29 protein-coding genes are annotated in these 24623 nt (G+C 38.1%); 8 read left to right on the top strand and 21 right to left on the bottom strand.

From position 1 onward, the window contains the following. Positions 1 to 9: 9 nt before the first annotated feature. Together ACNHOZ_RS18300 and ACNHOZ_RS18305 are read right to left on the bottom strand one after the other, a co-directional pair. Positions 10 to 189, bottom strand: a complete 180-nt coding sequence (locus tag ACNHOZ_RS18300) for a small acid-soluble spore protein H (RefSeq protein ID WP_048021199.1) — start codon at positions 187 to 189, stop codon at positions 10 to 12. Between the two features lie 77 nt (positions 190 to 266). Then, complete coding sequence (locus ACNHOZ_RS18305) at positions 267 to 626, bottom strand: hypothetical protein (protein WP_048021201.1); 360 nt, start codon at positions 624 to 626, stop codon at positions 267 to 269. A gap of 221 nt (positions 627 to 847) precedes the next feature. Between ACNHOZ_RS18305 and ACNHOZ_RS18310 the strand changes: the two genes are divergently transcribed. The 3 genes from ACNHOZ_RS18310 to ACNHOZ_RS18320 all read left to right on the top strand — a co-directional run bounded on the left by ACNHOZ_RS18310 (position 848) and on the right by ACNHOZ_RS18320 (position 1786). Further along, positions 848 to 1156: a flagellar hook-associated protein FlgK gene (locus tag ACNHOZ_RS18310; RefSeq protein WP_013056797.1), complete on the top strand. Its 309-nt coding sequence runs from the start codon at positions 848 to 850 to the stop codon at positions 1154 to 1156. Positions 1157 to 1297: 141 nt separating this feature from the next. Further along, a complete protein-coding gene (locus ACNHOZ_RS18315; RefSeq protein WP_098626789.1) occupies positions 1298 to 1444 on the top strand; it encodes a hypothetical protein in 147 nt (48 codons plus the stop codon). Positions 1445 to 1573: 129 nt separating this feature from the next. After that, on the top strand, positions 1574 to 1786 hold the full coding sequence (locus ACNHOZ_RS18320) for a hypothetical protein (protein WP_028413567.1): 213 nt from the start codon (positions 1574 to 1576) through the stop codon (positions 1784 to 1786). Positions 1787 to 1846: 60 nt separating this feature from the next. On the opposite strand, the gene ACNHOZ_RS18325 is transcribed toward ACNHOZ_RS18320, so the two are convergent. The 4 genes from ACNHOZ_RS18325 to ACNHOZ_RS18340 all read right to left on the bottom strand — a co-directional run bounded on the left by ACNHOZ_RS18325 (position 1847) and on the right by ACNHOZ_RS18340 (position 4369). Continuing rightward, on the bottom strand, positions 1847 to 2281 hold the full coding sequence (locus ACNHOZ_RS18325) for a MerR family transcriptional regulator (protein WP_033578828.1): 435 nt from the start codon (positions 2279 to 2281) through the stop codon (positions 1847 to 1849). Between the two features lie 524 nt (positions 2282 to 2805). Beyond that, positions 2806 to 3414, bottom strand: coding sequence for a methyltransferase (locus tag ACNHOZ_RS18330; protein ID WP_447697265.1), 609 nt, complete (start codon positions 3412 to 3414; stop codon positions 2806 to 2808). A 68-nt stretch (positions 3415 to 3482) separates the two neighbouring features. After that, positions 3483 to 3659, bottom strand: a complete 177-nt coding sequence (locus ACNHOZ_RS18335) for a hypothetical protein (RefSeq protein WP_165573411.1) — start codon at positions 3657 to 3659, stop codon at positions 3483 to 3485. A 95-nt stretch (positions 3660 to 3754) separates the two neighbouring features. Further along, a complete protein-coding gene (locus ACNHOZ_RS18340; RefSeq protein ID WP_447697266.1) occupies positions 3755 to 4369 on the bottom strand; it encodes a poly-gamma-glutamate hydrolase family protein in 615 nt (204 codons plus the stop codon). A 391-nt stretch (positions 4370 to 4760) separates the two neighbouring features. On the opposite strand from ACNHOZ_RS18340, the gene cyoE reads away from it, so the two are divergent. Further along, the gene (cyoE, locus tag ACNHOZ_RS18345) at positions 4761 to 5678 is read left to right on the top strand and encodes a heme o synthase (RefSeq protein ID WP_013056789.1); all 918 of its coding nucleotides are present in this window, start codon (positions 4761 to 4763) and stop codon (positions 5676 to 5678) included. A gap of 24 nt (positions 5679 to 5702) precedes the next feature. Here cyoE and ACNHOZ_RS18350 read toward each other — a convergent pair whose 3' ends face one another. Both ACNHOZ_RS18350 and ACNHOZ_RS18355 read right to left on the bottom strand, forming a co-directional pair. Next, positions 5703 to 6641, bottom strand: coding sequence for a carbohydrate kinase family protein (locus ACNHOZ_RS18350; RefSeq protein ID WP_447697267.1), 939 nt, complete (start codon positions 6639 to 6641; stop codon positions 5703 to 5705). 1 nt (position 6642) lies between these two features. Further along, positions 6643 to 6852, bottom strand: coding sequence for a cysteine-rich CWC family protein (locus tag ACNHOZ_RS18355; protein WP_063247299.1), 210 nt, complete (start codon positions 6850 to 6852; stop codon positions 6643 to 6645). A gap of 162 nt (positions 6853 to 7014) precedes the next feature. On the opposite strand from ACNHOZ_RS18355, the gene ACNHOZ_RS18360 reads away from it, so the two are divergent. Next, positions 7015 to 8373, top strand: a complete 1359-nt coding sequence (locus ACNHOZ_RS18360; RefSeq protein WP_447697268.1) for a D-serine ammonia-lyase — start codon at positions 7015 to 7017, stop codon at positions 8371 to 8373. A 31-nt stretch (positions 8374 to 8404) separates the two neighbouring features. Here the strand turns inward: ACNHOZ_RS18360 and ACNHOZ_RS18365 are convergent, their stop codons facing one another. The 3 genes from ACNHOZ_RS18365 to ACNHOZ_RS18375 all read right to left on the bottom strand — a co-directional run bounded on the left by ACNHOZ_RS18365 (position 8405) and on the right by ACNHOZ_RS18375 (position 11736). Next, positions 8405 to 9787: a PH domain-containing protein gene (locus ACNHOZ_RS18365; RefSeq protein ID WP_257042552.1), complete on the bottom strand. Its 1383-nt coding sequence runs from the start codon at positions 9785 to 9787 to the stop codon at positions 8405 to 8407. Beyond that, a complete protein-coding gene (locus tag ACNHOZ_RS18370; RefSeq protein WP_013056785.1) occupies positions 9780 to 10262 on the bottom strand; it encodes a PH domain-containing protein in 483 nt (160 codons plus the stop codon). Before ACNHOZ_RS18370 ends, ACNHOZ_RS18365 begins: the two co-directional genes overlap by 8 nt. A gap of 142 nt (positions 10263 to 10404) precedes the next feature. Then, positions 10405 to 11736: an NAD-dependent malic enzyme gene (locus ACNHOZ_RS18375; protein ID WP_034265658.1), complete on the bottom strand. Its 1332-nt coding sequence runs from the start codon at positions 11734 to 11736 to the stop codon at positions 10405 to 10407. Positions 11737 to 12039: 303 nt separating this feature from the next. Here ACNHOZ_RS18375 and ACNHOZ_RS18380 point away from each other — a divergent pair, with 303 nt between their 5' ends. Next, positions 12040 to 12618, top strand: a complete 579-nt coding sequence (locus ACNHOZ_RS18380; protein WP_028413576.1) for an LOG family protein — start codon at positions 12040 to 12042, stop codon at positions 12616 to 12618. A gap of 29 nt (positions 12619 to 12647) precedes the next feature. Here the strand turns inward: ACNHOZ_RS18380 and ACNHOZ_RS18385 are convergent, their stop codons facing one another. Then, entirely contained in the window at positions 12648 to 13859 is a 1212-nt protein-coding gene (locus ACNHOZ_RS18385) for a cytochrome P450 (protein ID WP_221833439.1), read from the bottom strand. Positions 13860 to 14144: 285 nt separating this feature from the next. Between ACNHOZ_RS18385 and ACNHOZ_RS18390 the strand changes: the two genes are divergently transcribed. Together ACNHOZ_RS18390 and ACNHOZ_RS18395 are read left to right on the top strand one after the other, a co-directional pair. Further along, complete coding sequence (locus ACNHOZ_RS18390; protein WP_221833441.1) at positions 14145 to 14876, top strand: ZIP family metal transporter; 732 nt, start codon at positions 14145 to 14147, stop codon at positions 14874 to 14876. Positions 14877 to 14959: 83 nt separating this feature from the next. Next, a complete protein-coding gene (locus ACNHOZ_RS18395; RefSeq protein WP_028413579.1) occupies positions 14960 to 15505 on the top strand; it encodes a DUF4825 domain-containing protein in 546 nt (181 codons plus the stop codon). 20 nt (positions 15506 to 15525) lie between these two features. On the opposite strand, the gene ACNHOZ_RS18400 is transcribed toward ACNHOZ_RS18395, so the two are convergent. The 9 genes from ACNHOZ_RS18400 to xylB form a co-directional block, all read right to left on the bottom strand. Next, complete coding sequence (locus ACNHOZ_RS18400) at positions 15526 to 16428, bottom strand: GNAT family N-acetyltransferase (protein WP_048021212.1); 903 nt, start codon at positions 16426 to 16428, stop codon at positions 15526 to 15528. A gap of 149 nt (positions 16429 to 16577) precedes the next feature. Then, positions 16578 to 17927: an L-fucose:H+ symporter permease gene (fucP, locus tag ACNHOZ_RS18405; protein ID WP_048021214.1), complete on the bottom strand. Its 1350-nt coding sequence runs from the start codon at positions 17925 to 17927 to the stop codon at positions 16578 to 16580. Between the two features lie 88 nt (positions 17928 to 18015). After that, positions 18016 to 18741, bottom strand: coding sequence for a glucosamine-6-phosphate deaminase (gene nagB, locus ACNHOZ_RS18410; RefSeq protein WP_447697269.1), 726 nt, complete (start codon positions 18739 to 18741; stop codon positions 18016 to 18018). A 107-nt stretch (positions 18742 to 18848) separates the two neighbouring features. After that, a complete protein-coding gene (locus ACNHOZ_RS18415) occupies positions 18849 to 19808 on the bottom strand; it encodes a shikimate dehydrogenase family protein (RefSeq protein WP_033578816.1) in 960 nt (319 codons plus the stop codon). A 19-nt stretch (positions 19809 to 19827) separates the two neighbouring features. Then, positions 19828 to 20781 carry a phosphotriesterase family protein gene (locus ACNHOZ_RS18420; RefSeq protein ID WP_048021221.1) on the bottom strand — a complete coding sequence of 318 codons (954 nt, stop codon included), beginning with the start codon at positions 20779 to 20781 and terminating at the stop codon, positions 19828 to 19830. After that, positions 20781 to 21443 (bottom strand): bifunctional 4-hydroxy-2-oxoglutarate aldolase/2-dehydro-3-deoxy-phosphogluconate aldolase, encoded by a 663-nt coding sequence (locus ACNHOZ_RS18425; RefSeq protein ID WP_048021223.1) that lies wholly within the window; start codon positions 21441 to 21443, stop codon positions 20781 to 20783. Before ACNHOZ_RS18425 ends, ACNHOZ_RS18420 begins: the two co-directional genes overlap by 1 nt. Continuing rightward, a complete protein-coding gene (locus ACNHOZ_RS18430; protein ID WP_047751097.1) occupies positions 21427 to 22392 on the bottom strand; it encodes a phosphoglycerate dehydrogenase in 966 nt (321 codons plus the stop codon). Before ACNHOZ_RS18430 ends, ACNHOZ_RS18425 begins: the two co-directional genes overlap by 17 nt. Positions 22393 to 22411: 19 nt before the next feature. Continuing rightward, positions 22412 to 22996, bottom strand: coding sequence for a glucose-6-phosphate isomerase family protein (locus tag ACNHOZ_RS18435; protein ID WP_033578812.1), 585 nt, complete (start codon positions 22994 to 22996; stop codon positions 22412 to 22414). A gap of 22 nt (positions 22997 to 23018) precedes the next feature. Further along, the gene (xylB, locus tag ACNHOZ_RS18440; protein WP_063247292.1) at positions 23019 to 24527 is read right to left on the bottom strand and encodes a xylulokinase; all 1509 of its coding nucleotides are present in this window, start codon (positions 24525 to 24527) and stop codon (positions 23019 to 23021) included. Between the last annotated feature and the right edge of the window lie 96 nt (positions 24528 to 24623).

The following is a 24623-nucleotide window of genomic DNA, read 5'->3' on the forward strand; positions in this document are numbered from 1 at the left end:
TTATCCACCTTAATTCTCTACTAATTGACTCACCGCAACATCTTGTTCATTTTCCGGCTGACCTAGCGGATAAATTCTTGCCGTATCATTTTCTTCGCTTACATGTTGAATATAAACGGCCGTATCGTTATACGTAACGTTAGCCATAACGGGTGAATCAGCAATTTGTTTTGCTCGCTGCTTGTCCACGTTTCTTCCCCCCTCTATGCTGATATACATATAAGGTTTGCTTAAAGAATGGATGATATTCGCCGTTTATAATCGTTCTAGCGCTTTTTAGCGGTGCGGTAGCCAAGGTAAAAGATGAAAGAAGTATAGATAATAAATGCAGCTCCAGCTAGCAAGATCATTTTGTGATGATGCCAAAGGTCTACGTATGTTTTGATGAAGACCCCTTTTGTAAGTAAAATATATTGATACACAATAAAACCAACCGCCAAAGCAAGAAACAGCACGCGAAACAAACGAATGAAATCAATGTTAGATAAAATGGAAGCAGCTTTTACCCAGGGCGATGTAGGAGGCGGAGCTTTTTTGGTGCTGCGGCTCTTCGGCTTTGGTTTCTTTGCAGGCGGAGCTTTTGATTCTTCTATTTTAGGTGCTGGTTTTTGTTTCCCTTGAGCCATCGGTCACTTTCCCTCTTTCTTAAATAAAGTGTCTAAAAAAGAAGCTTTTCTATTTTGCATATTCAAGAAAGGGTTTGCTATCTCCTTTTTCCTCTTAAAAATACTTTGCTTTTTTAAAATACAGAATGTCTTTAGGTATATGCCTATAGCATTTTTCTTATCTTCGCATACGTTATATCGTGTTTGATTTGAAGTTACTATTTAAAAGGAGCGGTGCCCTAATGAACCCTTATTATTTCAACCCCGGATATATTCCTCAGCAAGTTGATTACTCAGTTCAACAATACTATCCCCCTTACGTACCACAGCATGAAGAATACGATGAAAGACAGCAGCTTCAAAATCTTGGAGGATTTGAACGAAGAATTCGTGCTCTTGAGAGACAAAATGAGGAGCAAGTCAGAGAAATTACTCGCTTAAATCGAGTTGTGGAGCGACATACTGACCGTATAAACAGATTAAATCAGCGCTTACGCAATGTAGAAAGAAGACTTAACATTCCATTTACAGCAAGCCAGGACGGATTTTAAACTTACCTTAAGCATTCCCGTTTCTTTTGAGCGAGAATGCTTTTTTACATATCTTCCGTCGTTTTTGATAGCACGAAGGATATTTGATTAAACTTTACATAAAATAAAATTCGACTATAAAAAAGAAAAGGAGAAAATCACATGAAATCCCCTGTTGTTATTTGTCCTAACTGTCATTCTCAAAAAGAGCTCGCTACCGTTTTAACTGCTCAGTCCAATCAAAACGTTATCTATATATGCTCAGCTTGCGGCTATAAGCTGACAAACATTAAAACAAGCAAAGGATAACCAGTATCTCTCCCCTCACTTAGTACCTATACTTAATACGTTCTTCTGTCCACATACAAAAATTAACGTTTACGTAAATGTTATTAATTTTGTATACTGATAGTATTATGGGAAAGGGAGTTGAAGAAGTTGAAGTTTAAAATGAAGGAACGCGGGCAGCTGCATTTGAGTCCAGAAGGAAAACAATTGATTTTAGACTTATACGAATCAAATATGATGGAATCTGTAAATGAAGCTTTGGATGCTGAAACAAGAAGCTTTCACAGCGGAAAAGCCGACGGGATACAGGCTATTCTACTTCTTTTAGGGGTACAGCTAGAAGAAAACTCTTCACAATCATAAATAAATTCCCTATAAAACACATAAAAGCAGACGCACTCTTCTGGTGAATGCGCCTGCTTTTTATGATTCTTCCTGCTCGAATTTTACAATTGCAGCCTTAGCACGATCTCTCAGTGACAGAAGGTCAGACTCTACTTTTAAGATGTTTTTCTTTTTCTGTTCAATCAGCTTGAGCTGCTCTTCTACCGTATGTAACACTTGCTCTAACTTTTCTTTTTGTTGACTTGTTCCTTTCACTTGCCTATAATCCATCTTTTGTATTTCAAGAGTATCACTTAAAGCAAGAAATTCCTGTAATTCTTGAAGTGAAAAACCCATGACTTCTTTGGCATTCGTAATTTTCTTTAAGAATTCTACGTGTTCTTCCGTGTACAGACGAAATCCACCTTCACTTCTTGGAGGTGCTGGCATCAGTCCAATTTGTTCATAATAACGAATCGTACGTTTTGTTAAACCGCTTTGCTTCGCTACATCATCTATTTTTAGTTCACTCATTTTTAAATCCCCTTTAATCAATTAACAATGTCAACTTTTCGTACTTTTTACTATTATACACTAACGCTAGATATCTCAAAACAAATCTGAACAGCTGTGCACTTATTTAAAAATAAATAAGCAATTTCTTCACCCTTTTTTAGAGTAAAAAAATTGCTTATACAGTATATACTGGGTTCTTTTCTCTAAAACCTTATCATAAATGCCGTTTCTGTTAATTTACGATTTAGCATACAAATTAATAAATTTGTTTTTGAGACTTCTTATTTCTATCGACTAAATGTTTATTAACTTGTATGTAGCCTTCTCTTTCTGTACTAGCCCCGCCTGCGCTGAGTACACCGATAGCCACGCATGCTATCCAACCTAGTTTCATTATAACAGAAAGCGCTTACATAATAAAGTGTTATGCTTTAATTTCTAAAAAGTTATAAATAAAATCAGCAGGTCTTTTTCTAGTCCCTGCTAATTTGTTAAATAGAACGAGCGACGATACACCTTTATGAAATAGTAAATAAGTCGTCTTAATAAGCTACTTTATAAATCAAAAACCGTTCATATGGATTTTTACGATTCAACTCTGGCAGCATTACCTCTTCTTTTAAAATGAAAGAAGGGTGTTTTTCGAGATGATGAAGATAATCCTCTGAACTATAATACAAAATTAAATCAATCTCGCGCTTATTCTCTTCCCACGAAAGCAAAATATTGTTCACTACTTGGATAAAAATTTGAACTGAAAAAGGATTAAAAAAATAAAAGCAGTTGTCTAGTGGGTGAATCTTATATTCCTGGGCTAAACAACACTGAAAATAAATATGACTTTTTCGGCCCTTGGCTTTTTTTAAATAGCGCCTCTGATTATCTATGGCCTGCTCATAGAAGTGCTCATTCATTTCTATCCCTACAGCGGTGGCATTACATAGGTAGTTCACATAAAAATTCAGCCTTCCTTTCCCACACCCGAAGTCGACAATTCTATCGCTGCTTGTTAGCTCATATTGACTGAAAAGTGCTTCGAATGCACTATAAGGCATGGGTTCATAACGATGGTAATGAAATGAATCATTAAATCCCTTTTGTTCTCCCGTTGTTTTTATATTTAATAAAGCGTCATAATATTGTTCATTCATGGCCAATCTCCTGTTTATAGTTGTCGAAAAAGAGAAAGAAGGACAGATGTCCTTCTTTCCCTTTTTACTCACTCTACTTTTACGCGCATTTCTGATATTTTAAGACCAATCTCTTCGATTAACTGCACAGCTTCCGCTCGTTTTTGATCATCTAATGTGCTGATTTCTGGTATGTCTATGCTTTTTAAATATCGATAAGAGGCTTTAAGTCGTTCTAGGGTATCTTCTTGGTCAAACTTTTTCATGATTATCTCCTCCAGTTTATGTAGTTACTATATGTATACCACAAACATGTCCGTAATAAATCTAACCTGTTTAATAAATACTAAACGTATCTGATTTATCTAAGAGGAAATGCACTTCTAATAGCTGATATATACTCAAAAAATTCCTGGGTTTTCGAATTTTTACGTTCATTTCTCGTGTTAGTTGAAAAAAAAGCTTCTCTTTGCGCTTTACTTATCTCAATTTGCACACCCATCCGCCTAGCTGTTTTATTGGTTATATTTCTAGGGCTGGTACCGGAAACAGGATCTTGATCTGATAAAATTTCTGTACTAAAGCCTTTAGAAACAAGCGCTTCATGTACTTTGGACCTTAACGCTTTGTCAGCACCGCCGATTTTAGTATGCTTTTCACTTTTGTCTTTGTATCCATGAAAAGATACTGCATAGTCTTCTTTTGATATAATCGTTAACGCATGAGGTTCATCAAAATGAGTGGATGTGATATGAAGATCGGCATTTCCTGATTTCTTTAACCCTTCAAATATATAGTACGAGTATTCGTTGCCGGCTAGGCCCACAGCAAGTTCGGATGTTCCAGTTTCGATACCTCCGCCGTGTATCGCGAGCATAATAATGTTAGAAGGTCTGATTTCAAATTGAATTTTGTAGTCTTGGTTGTATACTTCATAAGAGGCAAGTTCAGAGAAGCTAGCATATTTATCTGGCATCATATATCCTCCTTGTGAATAAGACATAGTAAATAAACTTATTAGTTCTTTCTTTAATGTACCACATCTTTTCTTTCATCACATACTATGTGATTGCAATTACCAATAAATATGGTACGATTAAGTTCGAGTTTCTTGCTCGTTAAAAGTTCACCAGATAGTCAAAATTTTCGTTTTTAAGCATTCCATTTTTATCTTATAATAAAGGATGTACTTATTTTCAGTCGGAAATTCGACATTTTTCTTTGTTTTTTAAAAAAGTTCAAGGAATGTTAACAATTTTTACGAGCAACCTTGATGTAATTACGATATTTTTTTGTTAAAATAGTTTAGTTGATTAATAAAGATTAGGTTTATTCATGTAAGAATAAGCTCAAAAAGGAGAATTGCTGTGAAAAATACCGAAGTTATCACAAAGGAATCACTTCCTATCAATCAGTATTTTTCCCGGGAAGTAATCAGTGCTATTATAAAAACTGGGATTATTAAATCGAACTCACTAGGAATGGTTGCTGGGCTTTGTCTCGCAATTGCTGTTAATGACTTAAGCTTTGTGACACAAATTCCTATCATTATTTTGGCTTTAATTGGGACATCCTTTGTCGTAGGAGGAGCTGGGGCAGTTAATAACTTCTATGACCGTGATATCGATGCAATCATGAAACGTACAAAAGACAGACCGACGGTAACAGGAGCGGTCAACCCTAAATTTGCTCTATGGTTAGGACTGGCTTTATTTGTTATTGGTGTAGGTATTTTATTTTTAGTTTCTAACATGGCCGCCATTATGGGTATTTTAGGATTTTTCTTTTATGTAGTGCCTTATACTATGCTTACAAAACGTACAACCATTTATAATACCGAAGTCGGAAGTATTTCTGGAGCTATGCCTCCAATCATTGGCTGGGCCGCTATTTCACCAGACTTATTTCATCCGGTAGCAATTGGATTGTTTGTATTTATGTTTTTATGGCAGCCTCCTCACTTCTACGCTATTGCGATTAGAAGACTTGAGGAATATAAAGCCGCAGGTGTACCAATGCTTCCTGTAGTAAAAGGTATCCGTCGTTCCAAAGTCCAAACGCTTGTATACCTAGTTATTTTACTAGCGGCATCGTTCTTATTTTTATCGTTTAGTAAAATTATCGCATTTACAATGTTCGGTTTAACACTCGTGTGGATGCTTCTTGGAATTGTTGGATTTAAAAAATTAGAAGATACAAAATGGGCTACTTTAATGTTTGTGTTCTCATTGAACCACCTTACGATTATTTTTGCCCTTATGATTATACTGTCATTTTTTAAATAATAAACGTTCAAAAGCAGGTAGCTATCAGCTACCTGCTTTTATACTAGATACTTCTTTTGCTTTCAGTGAAATTATTCCTCCGTATCTCGCCGAAACTGCTCCACCTAACGCGTTGGCAAACATTGTGTACTGCTTACATGACTCCTCACGTTCAGGCAAACCTTTTTCGTGAATACACCAGAGAATTCCTGCCATAAATGCATCCCCCGCTCCCGTCGTGTCTATCGCCTGTACTTTTTTTGCACTCACATGAAGCGTTTGATTTGCAGTAACGGCTACTGCGCCCTTTTCTCCTTGAGTGACCCATACGAACGGAATATGATACGCTCTCAGTTTTTCTAGGCTTTCTGCCAGATCTGTTGAATTCATCAAAAATAGGAGCTCATCTTGAGAGATTTTCAAAATATCTGTTTCGTACAAAAACGATGTTACAATATTTCTACATGCTGCTTCACTTTCCCATCTTTTCATTCGAATATTCGGATCAAAAGCTACCAGCATACGATATTTTTTTGCGAGCCTCACAGCTTCTCTTGTAGTTTCCTGGGAAATCGGATGAAACAAAGTGCCTGATCCAAAATAAAAAATCGCTGCCTTCTCAAATAGATCTTCCTGCAGCTCATATTTATACACTTGCTCATGAGGGGTAGAATCTATGTAGGAATGAAAGTAACGATCTCCTTCTTTACTTTTATGTACATACACTTCACAAACTTTTTTCGTCACCGAAGTTACACAGCCGCTTTGGTTTACTCCTTCAATTAAAAGCTTCTTTCTTACAAAATCACTTGTTTCATCACTCCCTAACTTGCAGATATAAGATGCTTTTGCTCCTAGCTTCTGAACTCCAACTGCTACATTAACGGTTGTGCCTCCTAAAAAAGGGTCAAAGTCAGTGTTAGATTCATTTTTGGCGATAAAATCAATAAATGCCTCACCGTATGAAATAATTCCTTTTTTCACGTTAATCCTCACCTTCTTCCTTCTGTCTCGCAACGCATTTGACGCATACACACGCTTTCCCTCTGCTTTCTAAAGGAATTTGTTTAAACAAATCAGGAGTAAAAACTTTCTGCATGCACCAACACTTTTCTATTTCTCTGCCTTGTACAGAAGCACAGTTATTTTTCTCTCCGCAGATAGGACATCTGCTATCATCGCCTGAAAATGCCATAAATTCCTCTCCTTTTTTCTATGCAGTTGTATAAGTTATCTTTATTAGTATACAAGAGGCAGTTAAAATGCGCTTTCTGCTTTTTGATATTTTCGTTTTCAACTTCTTCTATTCTTGATACTATACATATAAAGGAAATAACATATTGAGAAAGGAGCCTTTATGACTACACATTTATTTCACCAAAAACCCCTTGCTACATGGATGCGTGAATATCCTTTATCAACACCTTTAATCAATAAACAGGAAATACTTTGGATAAATCCTTATTTAAAACCTGCTCAAGAAGCACTTTCGTCTCTTTCTTTACATACCAAAGGTATAAAAGATGCAAAAGAGCGACTTTCTCGCTTTTCTTCTTTTCTTCAAATCGCTTTTCCGGAGCTAAAAGCATCAAAAGGAATCATTGAATCACCTCTTCAAGAAATTGCATACATGAAAGACTATTTAAATCAACAAATGAAGAACGAGCTGCAAGGAAAATTATTGATGAAATGCGATCACGATCTTCCTATATCAGGTTCTATTAAAGCAAGAGGCGGCATTTATGAAGTATTAAAATTTGCTGAAAGCCTTGCTATCAAAGAAGGGCTGCTTACCGAAGAAGACAGCTACGCTCTTCTAGCTGAAGAACGATGTAAAAAGTTATTTTCTTCTTATTCTATTGCAGTAGGATCTACCGGTAATTTAGGTTTAAGCATTGGTATTATAAGCGCCGCTCTCGGCTTTAACGTCACCGTCCATATGTCAGCCGATGCGAAGAAATGGAAAAAAGATCTGCTTCGTTCGAAAGGCGTAACCGTTATTGAATATCAGTCTGACTACGGAAAAGCCGTGGAAGAAGGACGAAAGCAAGCCGAAGCAGACCCCGCATGTCATTTTATTGACGATGAGCAGTCTAGAGATTTATTTCTTGGTTATTCCGTCGCTGCCTTACGCTTGGAAAAGCAGCTAGCCGAGCTGCAAATTCAAGTAGACGCCGAACATCCTTTATTTGTCTATTTACCTTGCGGAGTAGGCGGAGGTCCTGGCGGTATTACGTTTGGATTAAAAGCAATATACGGTGATCATGTTCACTGCTTTTTTGCTGAACCTACTCACTCTCCTTGCATGCTGCTTGGATTAATGACCGAGCTGCATGATGGCATTTCCGTTACCGATATTGGACTTGATAACATAACAGCTGCCGATGGACTAGCTGTAGGAAGGCCATCTAGCTTTGTAGGCGAAACGATAAAATCGCTTATTAGCGGAATTTATACTGTAGAAGATGATCAGCTTTTCCGATTTATTTATGAGCTAGCCAATCGTGAAAATATGTATATAGAACCTTCAGCAGCGGCTGGTTTACAAGGGCCTCTTCACCTGATGGAAAGCGGGTCTTCCTATATACAAGCGCAAGCACTAGAAAACGATATGTCAAAAGCTACTCACCTTGTATGGTCAACTGGAGGCAGTATGGTGCCCGCTGACGTGATGAATAGCTATTACGAGCAAGGAAAAAAGTTAATGAATAGATAACGTCAAAAGGCATGAAGAACAATGATATTCTTCATGCCTTTTTAGAAGAAGTAGCTTGCAGAAAGATAGGATGCCAAATTTCAAATGGAAAATATCCCGATTTATAGCTGCCGCTTGTACCCATAGTTGAAATTTTTATTTTCCTGTATCCTTTTTTCCATAAAAAGGTGCCTGCAAACACCTCAATTTGCTCCACTTTCTTCCTTCTAATAATCGTTGTTTTTCGTGTTAAAAACTGTGAGCGAATAGCGACAAATACCTCGTTCATCATTAAGCCGCCTTGGCGATAGCCCAACCAGTGAATAAGTACATATGCAAGGCATAGCACAGCAATAACCCACACGAACATTGATTTCCAAAAGCTGATGCCAATCCCTGCCGCTACAAATAACAAGAGCGGTAATAGTAATGGGTACCATGCATATTGAATAGCTGTATTTCTTGGACACTTTATATATTCGTAGTGCGGGACATATACGTTCATTAACGCTGAAATCTCTTTTTGCTGGATAAACGGGTGTAAATAGACCTTTTCTTTTAAATCAGAGGTTACGACATTTAACGAAACGGAAGACCATCCAAATAAGCGTCGAACCAACCCTTCCTCTATCGTAACAGCCTGTATTTTATGAAAAGGAATCGTAAGGGATTTCTTATTTAATAGTCCGTATTTAATATGTAGATAATGATCGTAGCGTTCCACTGTGAAACCGCCAAATCGTATCACATATAAAACGATAGACAACAAATAAGCAAGCACCACAATTGCAGCCACTAATACAAATAAACCAAGCATCGATTGATGAATCACTTCTTCGTAAGCTGTCTTCACCCAGCGGTTGATATACGTATCAATATACTGATAGAGAAAACCAAGAGCAGCAAATATATAGCCAAAATTCCCGGAAAACGCAGCAGCTAACGCCAGCTGTTTCACCGACACTTTCATCATACGTTCAGGACTTTTTTCTGTTATTTCCGGCTGACTCCCTGACAGCTTTAACGTATCTTTAAGATGGTGCGCTTCTTTTAGTGAAATACCAGATAAATCAATTTCAGCATCCGTACCGCTGCTGGCCGTGTCAATACGAAGCCGAGCTAAGCGAAGAATTCTAAAGACAAACGGCTGATCTAACTGAATCGATTGAATGCGATTTCGTTGAATAAATCGTTTTTCTTTTTTAAAAATCCCTTTATATAGACGCACTTCCGTTTCCGTTACTTCATAACGAAATTCCCTCCAGGTAAAAAAAGCAAATAAAGCGACTACGCCTCCCGCTAATAGCGTTGCCCACCAATATGTAAACAACAGGTGCCGATTGACGATAAATACAAACACAAAAGGCAGGATATTATTTTTTATATGTTCAATAAATGCTATTGCAATATATAGCGGATGCAGCCGCTTACTCATCTTCATCATCTACCTCTGCTAGTCTAGCAATATACTCTCGCAGTGCTTCAGCATCTCTTTGTACGAGTGCAGGAATTTCGACGCTTCCAGCTGCTGTGATGATTTTAACAGATGCCAAGTCAAATTTTCGAAAAATCGGCCCTGTCAACGTTTCAACGTGCTGTACTTTCACAAGGGGAATTTTCGTATGATACCAGATGAAGAGCCCTCTTTGCACATCAATTTGAGTATCTGTTACTTCATATGAATATACATTCATATATACATTTGGAGCTATAATTGTATATATGATAAAGCTCACGACTAATAGTCCAGCTGATATCCATCCAATAATTGACCACCAATCAAAAAAATGAACGAGTAGAAAATAACCCGCTGTTGCCAGAAGCCACAGGCTATGCGTAAAAATGGATTGCCAGCGCATCGCTTTTTTAGCCTCGAGGGGCAATTTGCCCTTTAAATGTTCAAACTCCATAGAAACTCCTTTCTCTACCTTTTTTACTATTTCTATTACTATATTACGTTAAAAAAGGAAAAAAGTTTCATCGTTTACTATTTTCTTATTATTTTTTGATAAAAAACAAACAAGGCTGCCTATTTCGAGGCAGCCTTGTTTGTTATCGATAAACGCCGTCTTTCTCTCCGTGTGCAACAGCCGCTCTTTCAACTGCTTCAGATACTGCTTCGTGTACAGCTAGATTAAGAGGGTGAGGAACTAAATCGCCTGGACGCGTTGAATTTGCAATGGCTTCAGCTGCAGCTACAAGCATCGTATGCGTAATATCACGCACTCCCGCATTTAATACTCCTCTGAAAATACCTGGGAAGCCAAGCACATTATTCACTGACCTTCCGTCAGTAGCATAAATAGCTCCTGCTTCAAGAGCATCTTCAGGTTCAATTTCTGGTTTTGGATTAGAAAGTGCTAAAATGATTTGCCCTTTTCGAATCCATTCTTTCTGTATTAAGCCAGGTACACCTGTTGTCGCAATAACAATATCACAGTTCTCCATAAGCTCTTCTAATGAATCCGCTACTTTTCCACCGTAGCTGACCAAGCGCTCATTCGCTTCAGGAGACTTATCAGCTCCTATCACCTGTTTGACACCGTAAGCCATGAACATTCTGCAAGTAGCGATACCAGCAGCTCCTAAACCAATCTGCCCTACTTTTGCTTCTTTCAAATTCACACCTGTGCTGCGACAAGCTGAGATAGCTGCTGCTAGCGTCACAACTGCTGTTCCGTGTTGATCATCATGCATAACTGGAATATCTAGCTCTTCTTTTAAACGTTCTTCAATTTCAAAGCAGTGAGGCGACCCTATATCTTCTAGTAAAATACCGCCAAATCCTGGTGAAATATTTTTAACCGTTTGAATGATTTCTTCCGGCTCATTTACATTCAACAAAATAGGGATAGCGTTTACACTGGCAAGCTGATCAAATAACGCAGCTTTTCCTTCCATAACAGGCATTCCTGCAACTGGACCAATATTCCCTAGTCCTAGTATAGCGGTACCATCCGTTACAATCGCAACCGTGTTTCCAATGCTCGTATAAATTTTAGCTTTGTCGGGCTGTTCTTGAATAGCACGGCAAACGTTTGCTACACCTGGTGTATATACTCTTCTTAAGTCAGCGATCGACTCAATTTTCATTTTGCTTTTCATTTGAATTTTACCGCCTTCATGCGCATGAAGAACTTCATCTGATACTGTATGTAAAGTAATGCCTTCTAAACTGCGAACCGCTTCAAGCAATTCCTCAAGCTGGTCTTCACTTTCTACTTGAACCGTAATACTTCTCATCGTGTAGTTATGTCCTACTTTAACGGTTTCAACCTCGCCAATGTCTCCTCCTACATTTCCAATGGCTGTTGCTACTCTTCCTAAGTTTCCCGGTACAGTCGGTGTTTGTACCATTAATGTGCGTATTAAATTATTCATCATATCCCCATATCCCCCTTGTCCTAATCCTGCAAGTACGTATACTTACTAATGAAGCATTTAAAACGGTCCAATCTCCCATAAGTTCATATTATCTACTTATCTTACAAGTAGATCTATGCGTACTCTCTTTTTCATCGAAAGAAATAGATAACGCTTTCAAACAGATGTTTCGCTTTGATTATAAGCAAAGTTTTTAGAATAATCAAGCGATGACATTGCGAAAATTCATAAATTATTAAGAAGGATTTTGTTGTTCATAAACAGAAAAGACTTATATAGAGAAGAAACAAAGGAGTGAAGAAATTGAAATCAATTTGTGTGTTTGCAGGATCAAGCGCAGGAATAAAAACAGAATATAAAGAGGCCGCCGTCTCGCTAGGACGCTACATGGCCCAAGAAAACTACCGGCTGATTTACGGAGGCTCACGAATGGGCCTGATGGGAGAAGTCGCAAATGAAATGCTTGAACATGGGGGCGAAGTCATTGGTATTATGCCCCGCGGTTTGTTTAGCGGTGAAATTGTTCATACCGCGCTGACAGAACTCATCGAAGTAGAGAGCATGCACGAGCGAAAAGCAACTATGCACGAGTTAGCAGATGCTTATATTGCCCTTCCTGGAGGTTTCGGGACATTTGAAGAGCTGTTTGAAGCTCTTTGCTGGGCTCAAATTGGCATACATAAAAAACCAGTGGGGTTATTAAATGTAAACGGCTACTACAACCCGCTTATGCAAATGGTTCAGCATGCAGTAGATGAAGGATTTTCTACGGATTCTGCTATTCGTCTCATCAATATTTCTGATACTCCCGAACAGCTTATCTCTTCAATGGACACCTATACGTCTCCTTCAGAGGACCAAAAATGGAAGACTGAACGCTAAAAAGCAAGCGCATCATTTGCGCTCGCTTTTCAGGCGTTGTCAAAAGTAATTTCATATTTTTTTACCCCAAAAACAAAAGGGCTATCTATTGGCTTCAAAGACTGATTCTGAACTTTGGAAAATTCCCCTTTTTCTAGTAATTTAGCAAAGGCAATTTTCCCTTCCATTCTTGCTAACGGTGCTCCTAAGCAAAAATGGATGCCAAAACCAAAGCTTACGTGAGGATTCGTTTTACGACGCACGACAAAAGTGTTAGACCGTTCGAACTTAGCTGAATCTCTATTTGCACTTGCTGCCCAGCTAATTACCTGCTGCCCTTTTTTAATTTTATACTCTCCAAGTTCTACATCTTCAGCGGCTATGCGTCCAATCGCTTGAATAGGAGGATAATAGCGGAGCGTTTCTTCCACGAGATTCGGAACTAGGGATATGTCTTGACGAACTTCATTCTGTATGTCTACGTCTTCTGTCATATACCGGACTCCGTTCGTAATTAAGTTTGTTGTTGTTTCATTGCCCGCTACTAGCAATAGAATACAAAACCCCAGTACTTCCTCTTCTGTTAAATGTTTGCCGTCAATTTCTGCTTCTAAAAGCAGCGAAATCAGATCTTCTTGTTTCTTTCTCTGACGCTCAGCGATAATTTCTTTAAAATACCCTTGTAAAAAAAGCACCCCTTCATTACGCTTTTGCATCATTTTCGCAAAAGCTTCGTCTGAATTATTTTCAGCACCGCTCACTAAGTCATCGGAGTACTTTTTAAACAGTGCCCGATCTTGCATAGGTACTCCTAGCAGCTCAGCTATTACAATAATCGGCAGTGGTCCAGCAAAATCTTCTACTATATCAAACTTTTTTTTGCTGCTTACTTCATCTAATAAATAATCTGCAATCTCTTCAATATGACCCTCCAAGTGCTGAATAGCTCTTGGTGTAAAAGCTTTATTCACTAAGTTTCGTAATTTTGTGTGTTTTGGAGGATCCATCATTAAGATACTTTCTTGGCGTTCTTCCATTGCTCGTTTGGATGAAAAAAGCGACGGGTTTTTTAAAATATACTTTACTGTTTCGTAATCAAATACATCCCAGCAGTTTCGGCTTTCATCGTAACGAATAGGTGCTTCTTGACGCAGACTGTTATAAATATCAAATGGGTAAAGCTGCTGTTCAACGGATTTAATTTCTTGCATAGGAATTAAGTTAGCATAACGATTTTCTCTTTTCACTGCTTTTGGATTCATCTCGTCTTCCTTCTTTCGTTTAAAAGTGACCTCATTAAGTTTTTTGACCTTCTACAGATGAAAGAATTTTTTTCCATCTTTATATCTTTTGATCAGACTATCACAAGGTTTTTTCACTTTCAACGTACATAATCAGAAAATTTTGTCAATTATACAGAAGACTTATTTTATTTAAGGTCTAAATCAGTGATTCTTTTCCATTTTTTTAGTTCTTTTATCTTGTTTCATAATAATCACATAGATGGTTACACTACAAATAAGTACGCAAGAAAGTAGGGATCTCATGTGATAGATGCCCTTATGTGGGGTGGTGTCTCAGGCTCAGCTGTATTAATTGGAGCTATTATAGCTATTTTTGTACCTTTAAAAAAACAGTTGACTGCTTATATTATGGCTTTTGGCACGGGCGTTTTGTTAGGAGCTGCTGCTTACGAGCTCATTCAAGATTCGGTAAAAGAAGCGGGAATTATTGCTTCTTCTTTAGGCTTCTTAACAGGCGCAGCACTTTTTACTCTTCTTGATATGTCTTTAGCTAAAAAAGGTGCTCACAAAAGAAAACGTTCAAACCACCTTGTCCCAGCTAGCTCAGGACTAGCCATTTTTATTGGTACCATTATGGATGCTATACCTGAATCACTGATGATTGGCGCAAGTTTGATTGAACAGCACCACGTTAGCTGGCTGCTTGTTGTTTCTATTTTTATCAGCAATATACCGGAAGGAATCTCCGGGACAAGCGGACTACTAAAAAGCCAATATAAGCGAAAGAAAATTTTTTCATTATGGCTTTCGGTCTTCTTTATATCAGCTCTTTGTTCTTGGATTGGATATCTATTTCTTCAAGACGCTACCCCAAACATGATGGGCTTTATTGCCTCATTTGCCGGTGGTGGAATTGTGGCCATGGTTGCTTCTACGATGTTGCCGGAAGCTTTTGAAGAAGGTGGTCCTATTATTGGTTTTATTGCTTCATTAGGGTTATTAACTTCTATTATTTTGGATTATCTGTCTTTTTAATGAATAAACTTATATTTTGTATGAAACAAAAAGTGTAGGTCTTTCGTCTTTACAAATAGATATAAACAAAAGGAGTTACCATTATGAAAAAAATAGATGCTTCTCTTACACTTTGTATAGTGCTCACTTGCCTATCAGGGTGTGCCTATGCACCTCATAATAATCTGTCTGCTGAAAGAGTCTCTGCTTCTTCTATTCATCATACTTCTTCTTTAAAACGTGATACTTCAATAGAAGAAATAACAAATAAACTTCCAGGACACGTTTATTTAAAAGGTATAACTTTTCAAAATGCGCAAAAACCTTACTACTTAGCAATTAACTACGCTGCAACAGATAATCAGCATGCGTTTGAAAAAAGCTGGACGTCTGTTAAAACTAAACGTACACTTTTACATAACGCAACCATTTTACTTTCTGCCGTACAAAATGTTGACAGCGTTCACTTTACTATTAACACGACTGTTCCTCAGACAATCACGATTACTCGAAAAGAGTTAACCGACTTCTACGGAACAGATCTGCGCAATTATAAGGACGGGACTCAAGCATGGAAAGCAAAATACGAAGGGCAGCAAGAAAAAATCGAGGAATTTTATGATGCACATCCAATTACGGAAATGCAGTAAAAGCGGCCCATGGCCGCTTTTTAAAGTTGTTTTTTCATAAACACCTGCTCAAGTTTGATTCCTTCATCTGTATATAAATCTTGAAAACCAAATGATTTTAACATTTTCACGAGTAAGCTATTTCCTTTTTCAGGTACATTATGTGTATTGTAAGCAATTGGTCCATACATATTAAAAATGGTTGCTAATAAAAAGGCCAGAACGTCCTCTGAATTTGAGATATGTTCCTTAACGCTTCCTTGATAAAAAGTAACGGAATTCACGATGCCTATGGAAGAAAAATTCTTTTGAAATAATAGATAGCCAACTTCTTCGTTTCTTTCATTCAACGCAATAAACGATTCTCCATCACAAATACAGTCAAATTGATTTTTCCACGGAACGTCGTATGCATAAAAGGGTAGGTTTTGAATATCTTTTGCAAGCCGTCGCTTTAACGAATATGCAAGCTGATTCTTCTTTTTAAGTAAAGAAGCGGGAAAACTACCTCTATGCTTTAGAAAGAAAAGCGTATCTACAATTTCATATCCATATTTCTCATAAAGGTGAATAGCTTTTTTATTGACTGTAAATGCTTCCAGACTGGCTTCCACTACTCCTTGCTGCTGATATTTCTCAAGTGTAGCTTTTAGTAAGGCTTCACCAATTCCCATTTTTCGGTAAAGGAATGCTACACTTGTACCTCCATTCCAAGCATGTTTCTTTCCTTTGACTCTTTTTATTCCATTTAACATAATTCCAGCTGGTGTGTCATTATAAAAAGCGACAAAAGAATGCTCGACAGATAAACGATCCACACCAAACCTACAAATGAATTGATCTAGTGACATCTCAACCGGAATGTAATAATCTTCAAAACCCTTATTAAATGCTTCTAGCGCATCAGAAAAAGAACACTGACTTAAAGGCTTAATTATAATCACAGGACATTCCTTCCTTTTTTAAAAAGATAATAATAAATAATTAAAGTAAAAAAAGAAAACTGCTTCCAAAGCAGTTTTCTTTTTAACTTAAGGCAATTTACATTGTATTCGATGAAAAACTTAAAATTCCTTGTTTATAAAATCAATTTCTATTTAGCTGAATTAACTTGGTCTTCATTCATTAGTTTTTTTACTTTTTCACGTTTGTTTACACCACTATAAAAATAGTATCCTACATAGATAAAACATGCCGTCGGAACTAAAAAAGCGAGTTGAAGCGACCCTGTTAAGTCTGATACAAGTCCTTGAACGGCGGGAATAACAGCTCCTCCTACAATAGCCATAACTAGAATAGCTCCCGCGACTTCCGTATGCTGTTTTTCTTCTACTATTTCTAACGTTTCACTATAGATTGTTGCCCAACATGGACCAAAAAGCATGCTTACAGCAACAGCTGCATATACAGCCATCGTACTGGATGCAAACGACGTATACGCAAGTAAAAGCGTACCAATAATTGAATAGATAACTAACACTTTTTTGGCTGAAAAACGTGTCATCAATAGATTAGCTATAAATTTCCCAACAAAAAAAGCAATAAAACTATAAATCATGAAATTTGATGCGCTTCGCTCATTAATTTCAGAATTAAGATCTAAGGCCAATCTGATGGTAAATGACCATACAGCTACCTGCATCCCTACGTATAGAAATTGGGCTATGATACCTTTACGAAAACGCGAATTCCCCCCTAAATACTTTAGCGTTTTTATTAATTCGCTTTTTTGCCCTACCTCGTGCTTCTCTATTTGAGCTTTACATGAAGGATATTTCGTTATAAGAAAAAGTACCAGTACGGCAATAAGAACTAAAATCATATATTTATAAGGCTGCAGCGTATGCTGTAACATTTTAAGGCCAAAGATATGTGCTTCTTCCGAGCTCATTTTAGCAAGCTGATTATCAAGGCTTTCCCCTTCTTGGAAGATTAAATACTTACCAAGTACAATTCCTAAAAGAGATCCGATAGGTGTAAACGTCTGACTGATATTAAGGCGTAGCACTGCGGATTCCCTAGGTCCCATCATGGAGCTATACGTATTAGCTGATGTTTCAAGAAAACCTAAACCAATGGCGATTGCAAAAATTGCGCATAAAAACATAGAATAGGTAGCCATATGAGAAGCAGGAAAAAACAGTGAACAACCTATAATATAGAAGATTAGTCCCGTAATAACAGCAAGCTTATAATTTGTTTTTTTAATAATTAACGAAGCTGGAATAGCAATTAAAAAGTATCCCCCGTAGAAAGCACTTTGCACAAAAGCCGTTGCAAAGTCGCTAAGAGTAAATACACTTTTAAACTGAGCAATTAAAATATCATTTAAACTCGCGGCTGCTCCCCAAAGTGGGAAAAGAATAGAAAGTAAAATAAATTGAAAGATAGGCGTTCGATTAAGATACCCATTAGGCATTTGAACTAAATTTTTATGTTTCATTGTAAAGCCTCCCTATTATAACTCATCATTTCTTTACAAATCCACTTGCTTCCGTGTTCACCTATGCTGTTAAAATACTCCTTGACATCTAAAGTAACGAGGCTGCTTCTTTGTCTACAATAACTGTGACGTTAGGATGTAACTGAAGAAGAGAAGAGGGACATCTTGTTGTAATATGTCCATGTAACGTTTGATAAACAGCCTCTGCTTTTTCATTACCACTGGCGATAAAGATAATGTGTCTTGCTTTTAAAATGTCTCCTACTCCCATTGCTATTGCTTTTTCAGGGACATCTTCTATATTTGAAAAAAACCTAGCGTTGTCTCGTATCGTTTCTTTGGTTAACTTAGCAATATGCGTAGCCCCATGCAAGTAATCTTGAGGCTCGTTGAAACCAATGTGACCATTCCTTCCAACTCCCAATATCTGTACGTCAATTCCGTTGGCTTTCATTAATTTCTCATTGTATTCTTTCACTGCTTGATCTTCGTTCTCAAATATACCTAAAGGAATATGCACCTGCTCTGCTTTGATATTTAAGTATTTTAAAAAATTTTCCCATGTATAGTACGCGTAACTTTGGAAATGCTCTGGCTCCAAACCGATGTATTCATCTAAATTGAATGTTGTTACATTTGAAAAATCTACTTTTCCTTCCTCGTATAACTGAATTAAATTTTTATACGTACCTAGAGGCGTTCCTCCGGTCGAAAGACCCAATACTAACTCTGGATTTTCCTTTATACATTTAGCCGTTTCAACAGCTGCCATGTAACTCATTTCCTCATAATTTTCTGTGCTTATAATCTTCATAAGAGGCACATCCTTCACCTTTTTGTAGTCTTTTTTGTTGACGCTTTCACTTTTAGTTATCTCTGTTTTATGTAAGTGAAGAGGAGAAACATTTTCTCCTCACTCCCTTATTTCCCACTTACTTTTGATTGATTAAACTCACTTGAAATTCTTTCAATTTCAGTAAATTGCTCATTGCTTAGTTGGATTTGGAACACTTCTGAAATTACCTGAGTCCACCCATGTATGAAATAGATCCATCCGTCTTCAACATATAATGACTGCGTCTCTTTTTGCGACAGCGCTTGGTGCATAAACAACAAATCCCCTCGATAATTCAGTTCCCACACAAGACTATTGTGAGGAAATAGCGCCTCGTTGCTTAGCGGAGAGCCTGGTCGATCTTTTCCAAGCCCTGTTGCATTAATAACTAGAGAATAAGGCTTGAGTTTAGATAACACTTTATCATTTTTAGATGGCTCGTCTACTGTAAGATACTGAATAGGTACATCCGTAGACATTTCCGAGATAATTTTCTGCATTGAATCTAACCTCGGTTGACTTCGGTTTGTCACATAGATAGCAGATGGCATGCCATTACGTTTTGCATCGTGGATCAAGTTTGAAGCAATGGCAATGGCACTTCCGCCAGCTCCCATAATAAGGACATCCCCCTTATGTTTGTTCCAATAACCTTTTGGAAGGAAACCCTCCATGGCTAATCCGCTAGAGATATGATCCTTAGCATGTCCAATCAGCTTTCCGTCTCTTTTGGAAATACTTGATAACTCTCCAAATAACAGCGCATAAGGATCAAGCTCATCGAACAAGTCTTTTGCCGCATGATATAGATCAATTTTGTGTGTTGTGACCAATGCCCCCAGCGACAGAGGATCATTCTTTAAAAAAGTTACCACTTCACGGTACACTTCACGGCTTGCATGAATATCAATATCAATTCCTTTAATCTCCGCATCGATACAAAGAGATTTAGCCCATAAAGGAAATAGCTTCATGATAGAGGATTGTCCTGTTGTAACGCCAATAAAATAAAAGGTTGGTTTGGTTGCATTTACTAGATTTAACATAGTGTCCTCCTTGATTTTTCTAAACGCTTAAAGCTGCGAGCGGATTATCCAGAACTAAGGTACTAATGGTTTTATCTGAAATCCCACTTATTTTCAACTTTGGAATAAAGGTTTTAGTTAAGTAATCAATTCCTATTTCTCCCCCATATGCTTGCAGCCTCGCTCTAGTTGTATCCAGGCTAATTAAAAGAGATTCTTGAAAGCCGCTATTCAACATGTGGTGAATTAACTCAATTTCTTTATCATCGCTGTGATATTTAAACCGTCCAATCGTATCGTACTCAAGGTAGACACCCGTTGCCGCTACTTCTTTATGCAATCCGTAGTCATGATGAGTACGATCGAGATGACAAAGAATTATTTTTTTAGCTGCTACCTGTTTATCCGTCAAAAATTGAATAATTTCAAACGGATCGGATTCTTTTTCAATATGAACCATAATAGGGACGTTTGTTAAAAGCGACGCTTCGGCAGCTGCCTCAAACTTCATTTGATAATAGGGAGTTAACCCCTTTTTATCGACGGCTGTTTTAATTAGCCCTGCCTTTGCATTAACTTTTTTAGTGGGCCTCTCTATTCCATTACCTACATACATTCCTTTTTGAATTTCAGAAACAAAAAGCGCTGTAAGGACCTCTGCTGATTCATTATGGATCCAATGATCTCGCCAATAGAACATGGATTTATGGAACCCTGTTGAAGCAACAATATGAACATCTGTTCGCTTGGAGACTCGTATCAAGTCCATTGCCATGCGCCCCGCGCCGATCGGCTGTGCGTCCACTACAAGAGAGCGCGCAGACAGTTTCTTTACTTCACTTACTGTAACATCGACATTATCAATGCATAAATCTGAATTAGTACTCGCTGCATGACCTTTTTCAAGCATAAGGTGCTCATGCGGCTGAACATGTACGATTTCGTTTGAATCCACAAGGCCTAAAACAGTTTGTATACGACTTGAATTTTTCATTATCTAATACCGCTAAGCATCAATTTAGCCTGCTGCGCTTTACGTATCAACAAAGAGGCATATTCACGAATTTTTTGGGAGTCAAGCGATTCCCCACCTGCTTTTGTTAAATTAGACCCTACCCCTACAGCGATTGCTCCTGCTTGAATCCAGTGCTCAATATTTGTTTCATTGACGCCTCCAGTAGGCATAATATTAGCTTGAGGCAAAGGCCCTTTTACATTTTTAATATGGGCCGTTCCTGCTAAGTCTGCTGGGAATAATTTAAGAATTTCGCACCCTGCTTTAAGCGCAGTAACCATTTCTGTCATTGTAAAAGTTCCGGGCATAACAAGAGCTTGATATTGATGGCTTACCGCAATAATGTCCATGTCCAAGTGAGGAGTCACAACAAAATCTGCTCCTGCTTGAAGGGCACTAACCGCCGAATGAACGTCTATGACGGTACCCATTCCTATGTAAACGGACTGAGAGGCACATTCACTTTTTAATTGACGTAATATGTCAATTGCATTTGGAACCGTCATCGTTAGTTCGATTGCCTGTATTCCGCCATCAATTGCAGCTCTAGCTGTCGTTAACACTTCCGCTTCTGTACCTCGTAAAACTGCCACAACACTACTTTTACAAATACCATTCATAACTTCACGTTTGCGTGACATGCTGGTTCCCTCCTTGCCCTTTTGAAATTCCTTGCTGGAAAAATTTAATGACGCTATGCGTTGACTGTAATGTCATACGCTCGATTGCCTCTTTACTGGCCGCTGCATTATGAGGGGTTAAAACAGCATTATCTAACTCTAGCAAAGGAGAATCTGTAGGCGGCTCAACGGAAAATACATCAATTCCCGCTCCTAGTATTTTTTCTTCTTTTAAAATATGAAAAAGATCGGTTTCATTTATGATTCCGCCTCTTGCGGTATTAATGAGAATTGCCTCTTTCTTCATCTTCTTCATCATTTGATAGTTTAGAAGGTTTGTTGTTTCAGGCACAAGAGGCATATGAACAGATACAACATCGCTTTTTGTTAACAATTCATTTATGTGGACGTAGGTTGCACCATATTCAGCAGCTGCCTGCTCATCTTGAAAAACGTCATAAACGAGGATGTTCATTTGAAATCCTTTAGCACGGCGGGCAACAGCTTTTCCTATTGCACCGAACCCTAGAATCCCTAGCGTTTTCCCATAAAGTTCAACACCTACGTTTTTTGTCCACTGCCCTTTTCTGAGCCTTTGAGAAGATAGTGAAATTTGTCTGGCTACAGACAGCATTAAACCAAACGCGTAGTCTGCAACAGCTTCATGATTCACACCGGGAGTATTCACGACCACAATTCCTTTTTGGGTTGCATATTCTTTAGGAATATTATCAGTACCTGCTCCATATTTTGCTATAATTTTAAGCTCCGAAGCGTGGTTTAAAACTTCTTTACTAAGATGGTCAGTTCCTATGATTAAGGCTTGTACATTTTGTATGAGCTCTATAAACCTGGACTCAGAAATAGGGCCGACCTCTCTTATCACCTCAAACCCCTCTTCGCGCCATTTATTCATAATGTCTTCTGTAAACATCCCATATGACCGAGGGGTAATTAATACTTTAAGCATGTGGTTTTCTCCTTTTTTGTTATTTTACCGCTTGTATATAGCGAGGGTTTTCAATATATGTTGGCTTGTCATTTTGTTCAACTAACGCCTTTACAAATCCTTCTGTTTCAATACCTCCGTAATCATGGCCTGCATCTCCCGGGTAAGCTGCAAAAAACACAAAAGGTTCTTCCCCCGTATTAACAGTGCGATGAGCCCATTCTGGTGCCACATATGCCACTGTTCCCGGCACCATTTCTAGGCTAGAAAATTCTCCGTCTTTTGTTTGCATTAGCAGCTCACCTTTTCCTTTAAGGCAAAAATAAATTTCAGCTCTATCTAATACTTCGTGATAATGTCCCTTGGTCATAAAATACTCTTTTCCTACTTTTCCTGGATGCAAAATAGTTACGCAATGCTGAATGTGAGGCATTGTCTCTGGAACTACTACGTTATAAACCTCGTAAATAAGCGGGTTGTTCTTAAGTTGATTTTCAAATTCTCCCTCGTCTAAGTACATGCCTTCCATATCCGATAAATGTCGAATAATGACTTTTCCTTCTGGATTTAATTTACCTGTTTCAAAATCTAATTGTGTAGCAAAAGGTTGAAATAATGTACTCATTTATCATGCATCTCCTCTATTTTTAATTAAAAACTTTTAACTTTTGGTAAACTGGTTTTAGCTGTTCATACGTTTCATTAAATACCGAAAAAAACTCTTGATACTGTTCTTGAATATCTGGCTGAGGATGGTGAATACCTACTCTCTTCACCCATTTTTTAGCCTCTTTAAAATTATCTACTATCCCTACTCCAACGGCTCCAGCCATCGCTGCCCCCATAGATGTTGCTTCATCTAAATAGTTAGGCACATACACATCAAGCCCGTAAATATCTGCTAGAATTTGACGCCATAAAGTGCTTTTTGCTCCGCCGCCTAATACCCACATCCGGTCAATTGGTGCTCCTTCTTTTTGAAAAGTATCAAGTACAATTTTCAAGTTATATGCCACTCCTTCCATGACGGAACGAGCAATGTCTCCTCTTGTGTGAGTAATGGACAAACCAGCAAAAGCTCCCCTAGCATCCGGATTCCATCTGGGTGAGCGTTCTCCCATTAAGTAAGGTAAATAAATTAGCCCTTTTGACGTAGGGGGCGATTGCTCGGCTTCACTATTCATAAGTTCATAGCTTTTGTTGGAATTTTGATAAAGTAACTCTGTGATCCATTGCATAGATCCCCCACCGCACTGCATTGTTCCATTAGGGGAATATTTAGTAGAATCAAGGTGAACCCATGTATACGTTTTCATTTCAGGATCAAAAATAGGCTTGTTTGATGCCGTTGCAATCCATGAAGAAGAGCCAATGTAATTAAAAGCTTCTCCTTCATCCATAACGCCCACGCCGGCAGCTGCACACACTCCATCACCTCCCCCTATTACCACAGGAGTTCCTTGAAGTAAGCCTGTTTCGTCTGATGCCTTAGCTGTTACTGATCCTACTACATCAGTAGAAGCATACAAATCTGGAAAAAGCTCCGGCTCAATTCTCCATGTATTTAAAATGTCACGAGACCATACTTTATTTACTAAATCAAAACAGTTAGTTCCGCATGCATCTGAATAATCGGTTGCAAATATACCTGTTAGTTTATACACAAGGTAATCTTTCGCTTGTAAGATTTTATATGCTTTTTTAAAGCGTTCCGGCTCATTTTCCTTGACCCATTTAATCTTTGCTCCAGAATATGATGAGCTAATGCGGTGTCCTGTGATTTCATAAACATTTTTCATACCTATTTCATTCTCAAACCGCCGAGCCTGATCGGCCGCCCGCATATCTGCCCATATAATGGAATTACCAAGAGGAGTTCCATCTCGATCTACAAGCAAGCAGCCGAGCATTTGCCCGCTGAAACTCACAGCAGAAATTTCTTCGCGTTTCACTCCACTTTGCTCAAGCAAAATTTTTGTTGTTTCACAAACGGCTTCCCACCAGTCTGATGGATTTTGTTCAGCCCATCCAGCTTTAGGATAGAAGGTTTTATATTTATAGAGCGTACTATTAACCAACGTTCCGTCAGCCTTGTATAAAGTTGCTTTATTTCCCGTTGTTCCGATATCATGAGCAATAATATACCCATTACTCATATCCATCCCTCCTTCAATAGCTCATAGACTAAATCTTTCATCTTGTAATGACGTAATTACCAGTTGGTGCAGAGAAATGAACAAGTTAAAAAACTC

The sequence above is a fragment of the Priestia sp. D51 genome (genome assembly GCF_053345675.1).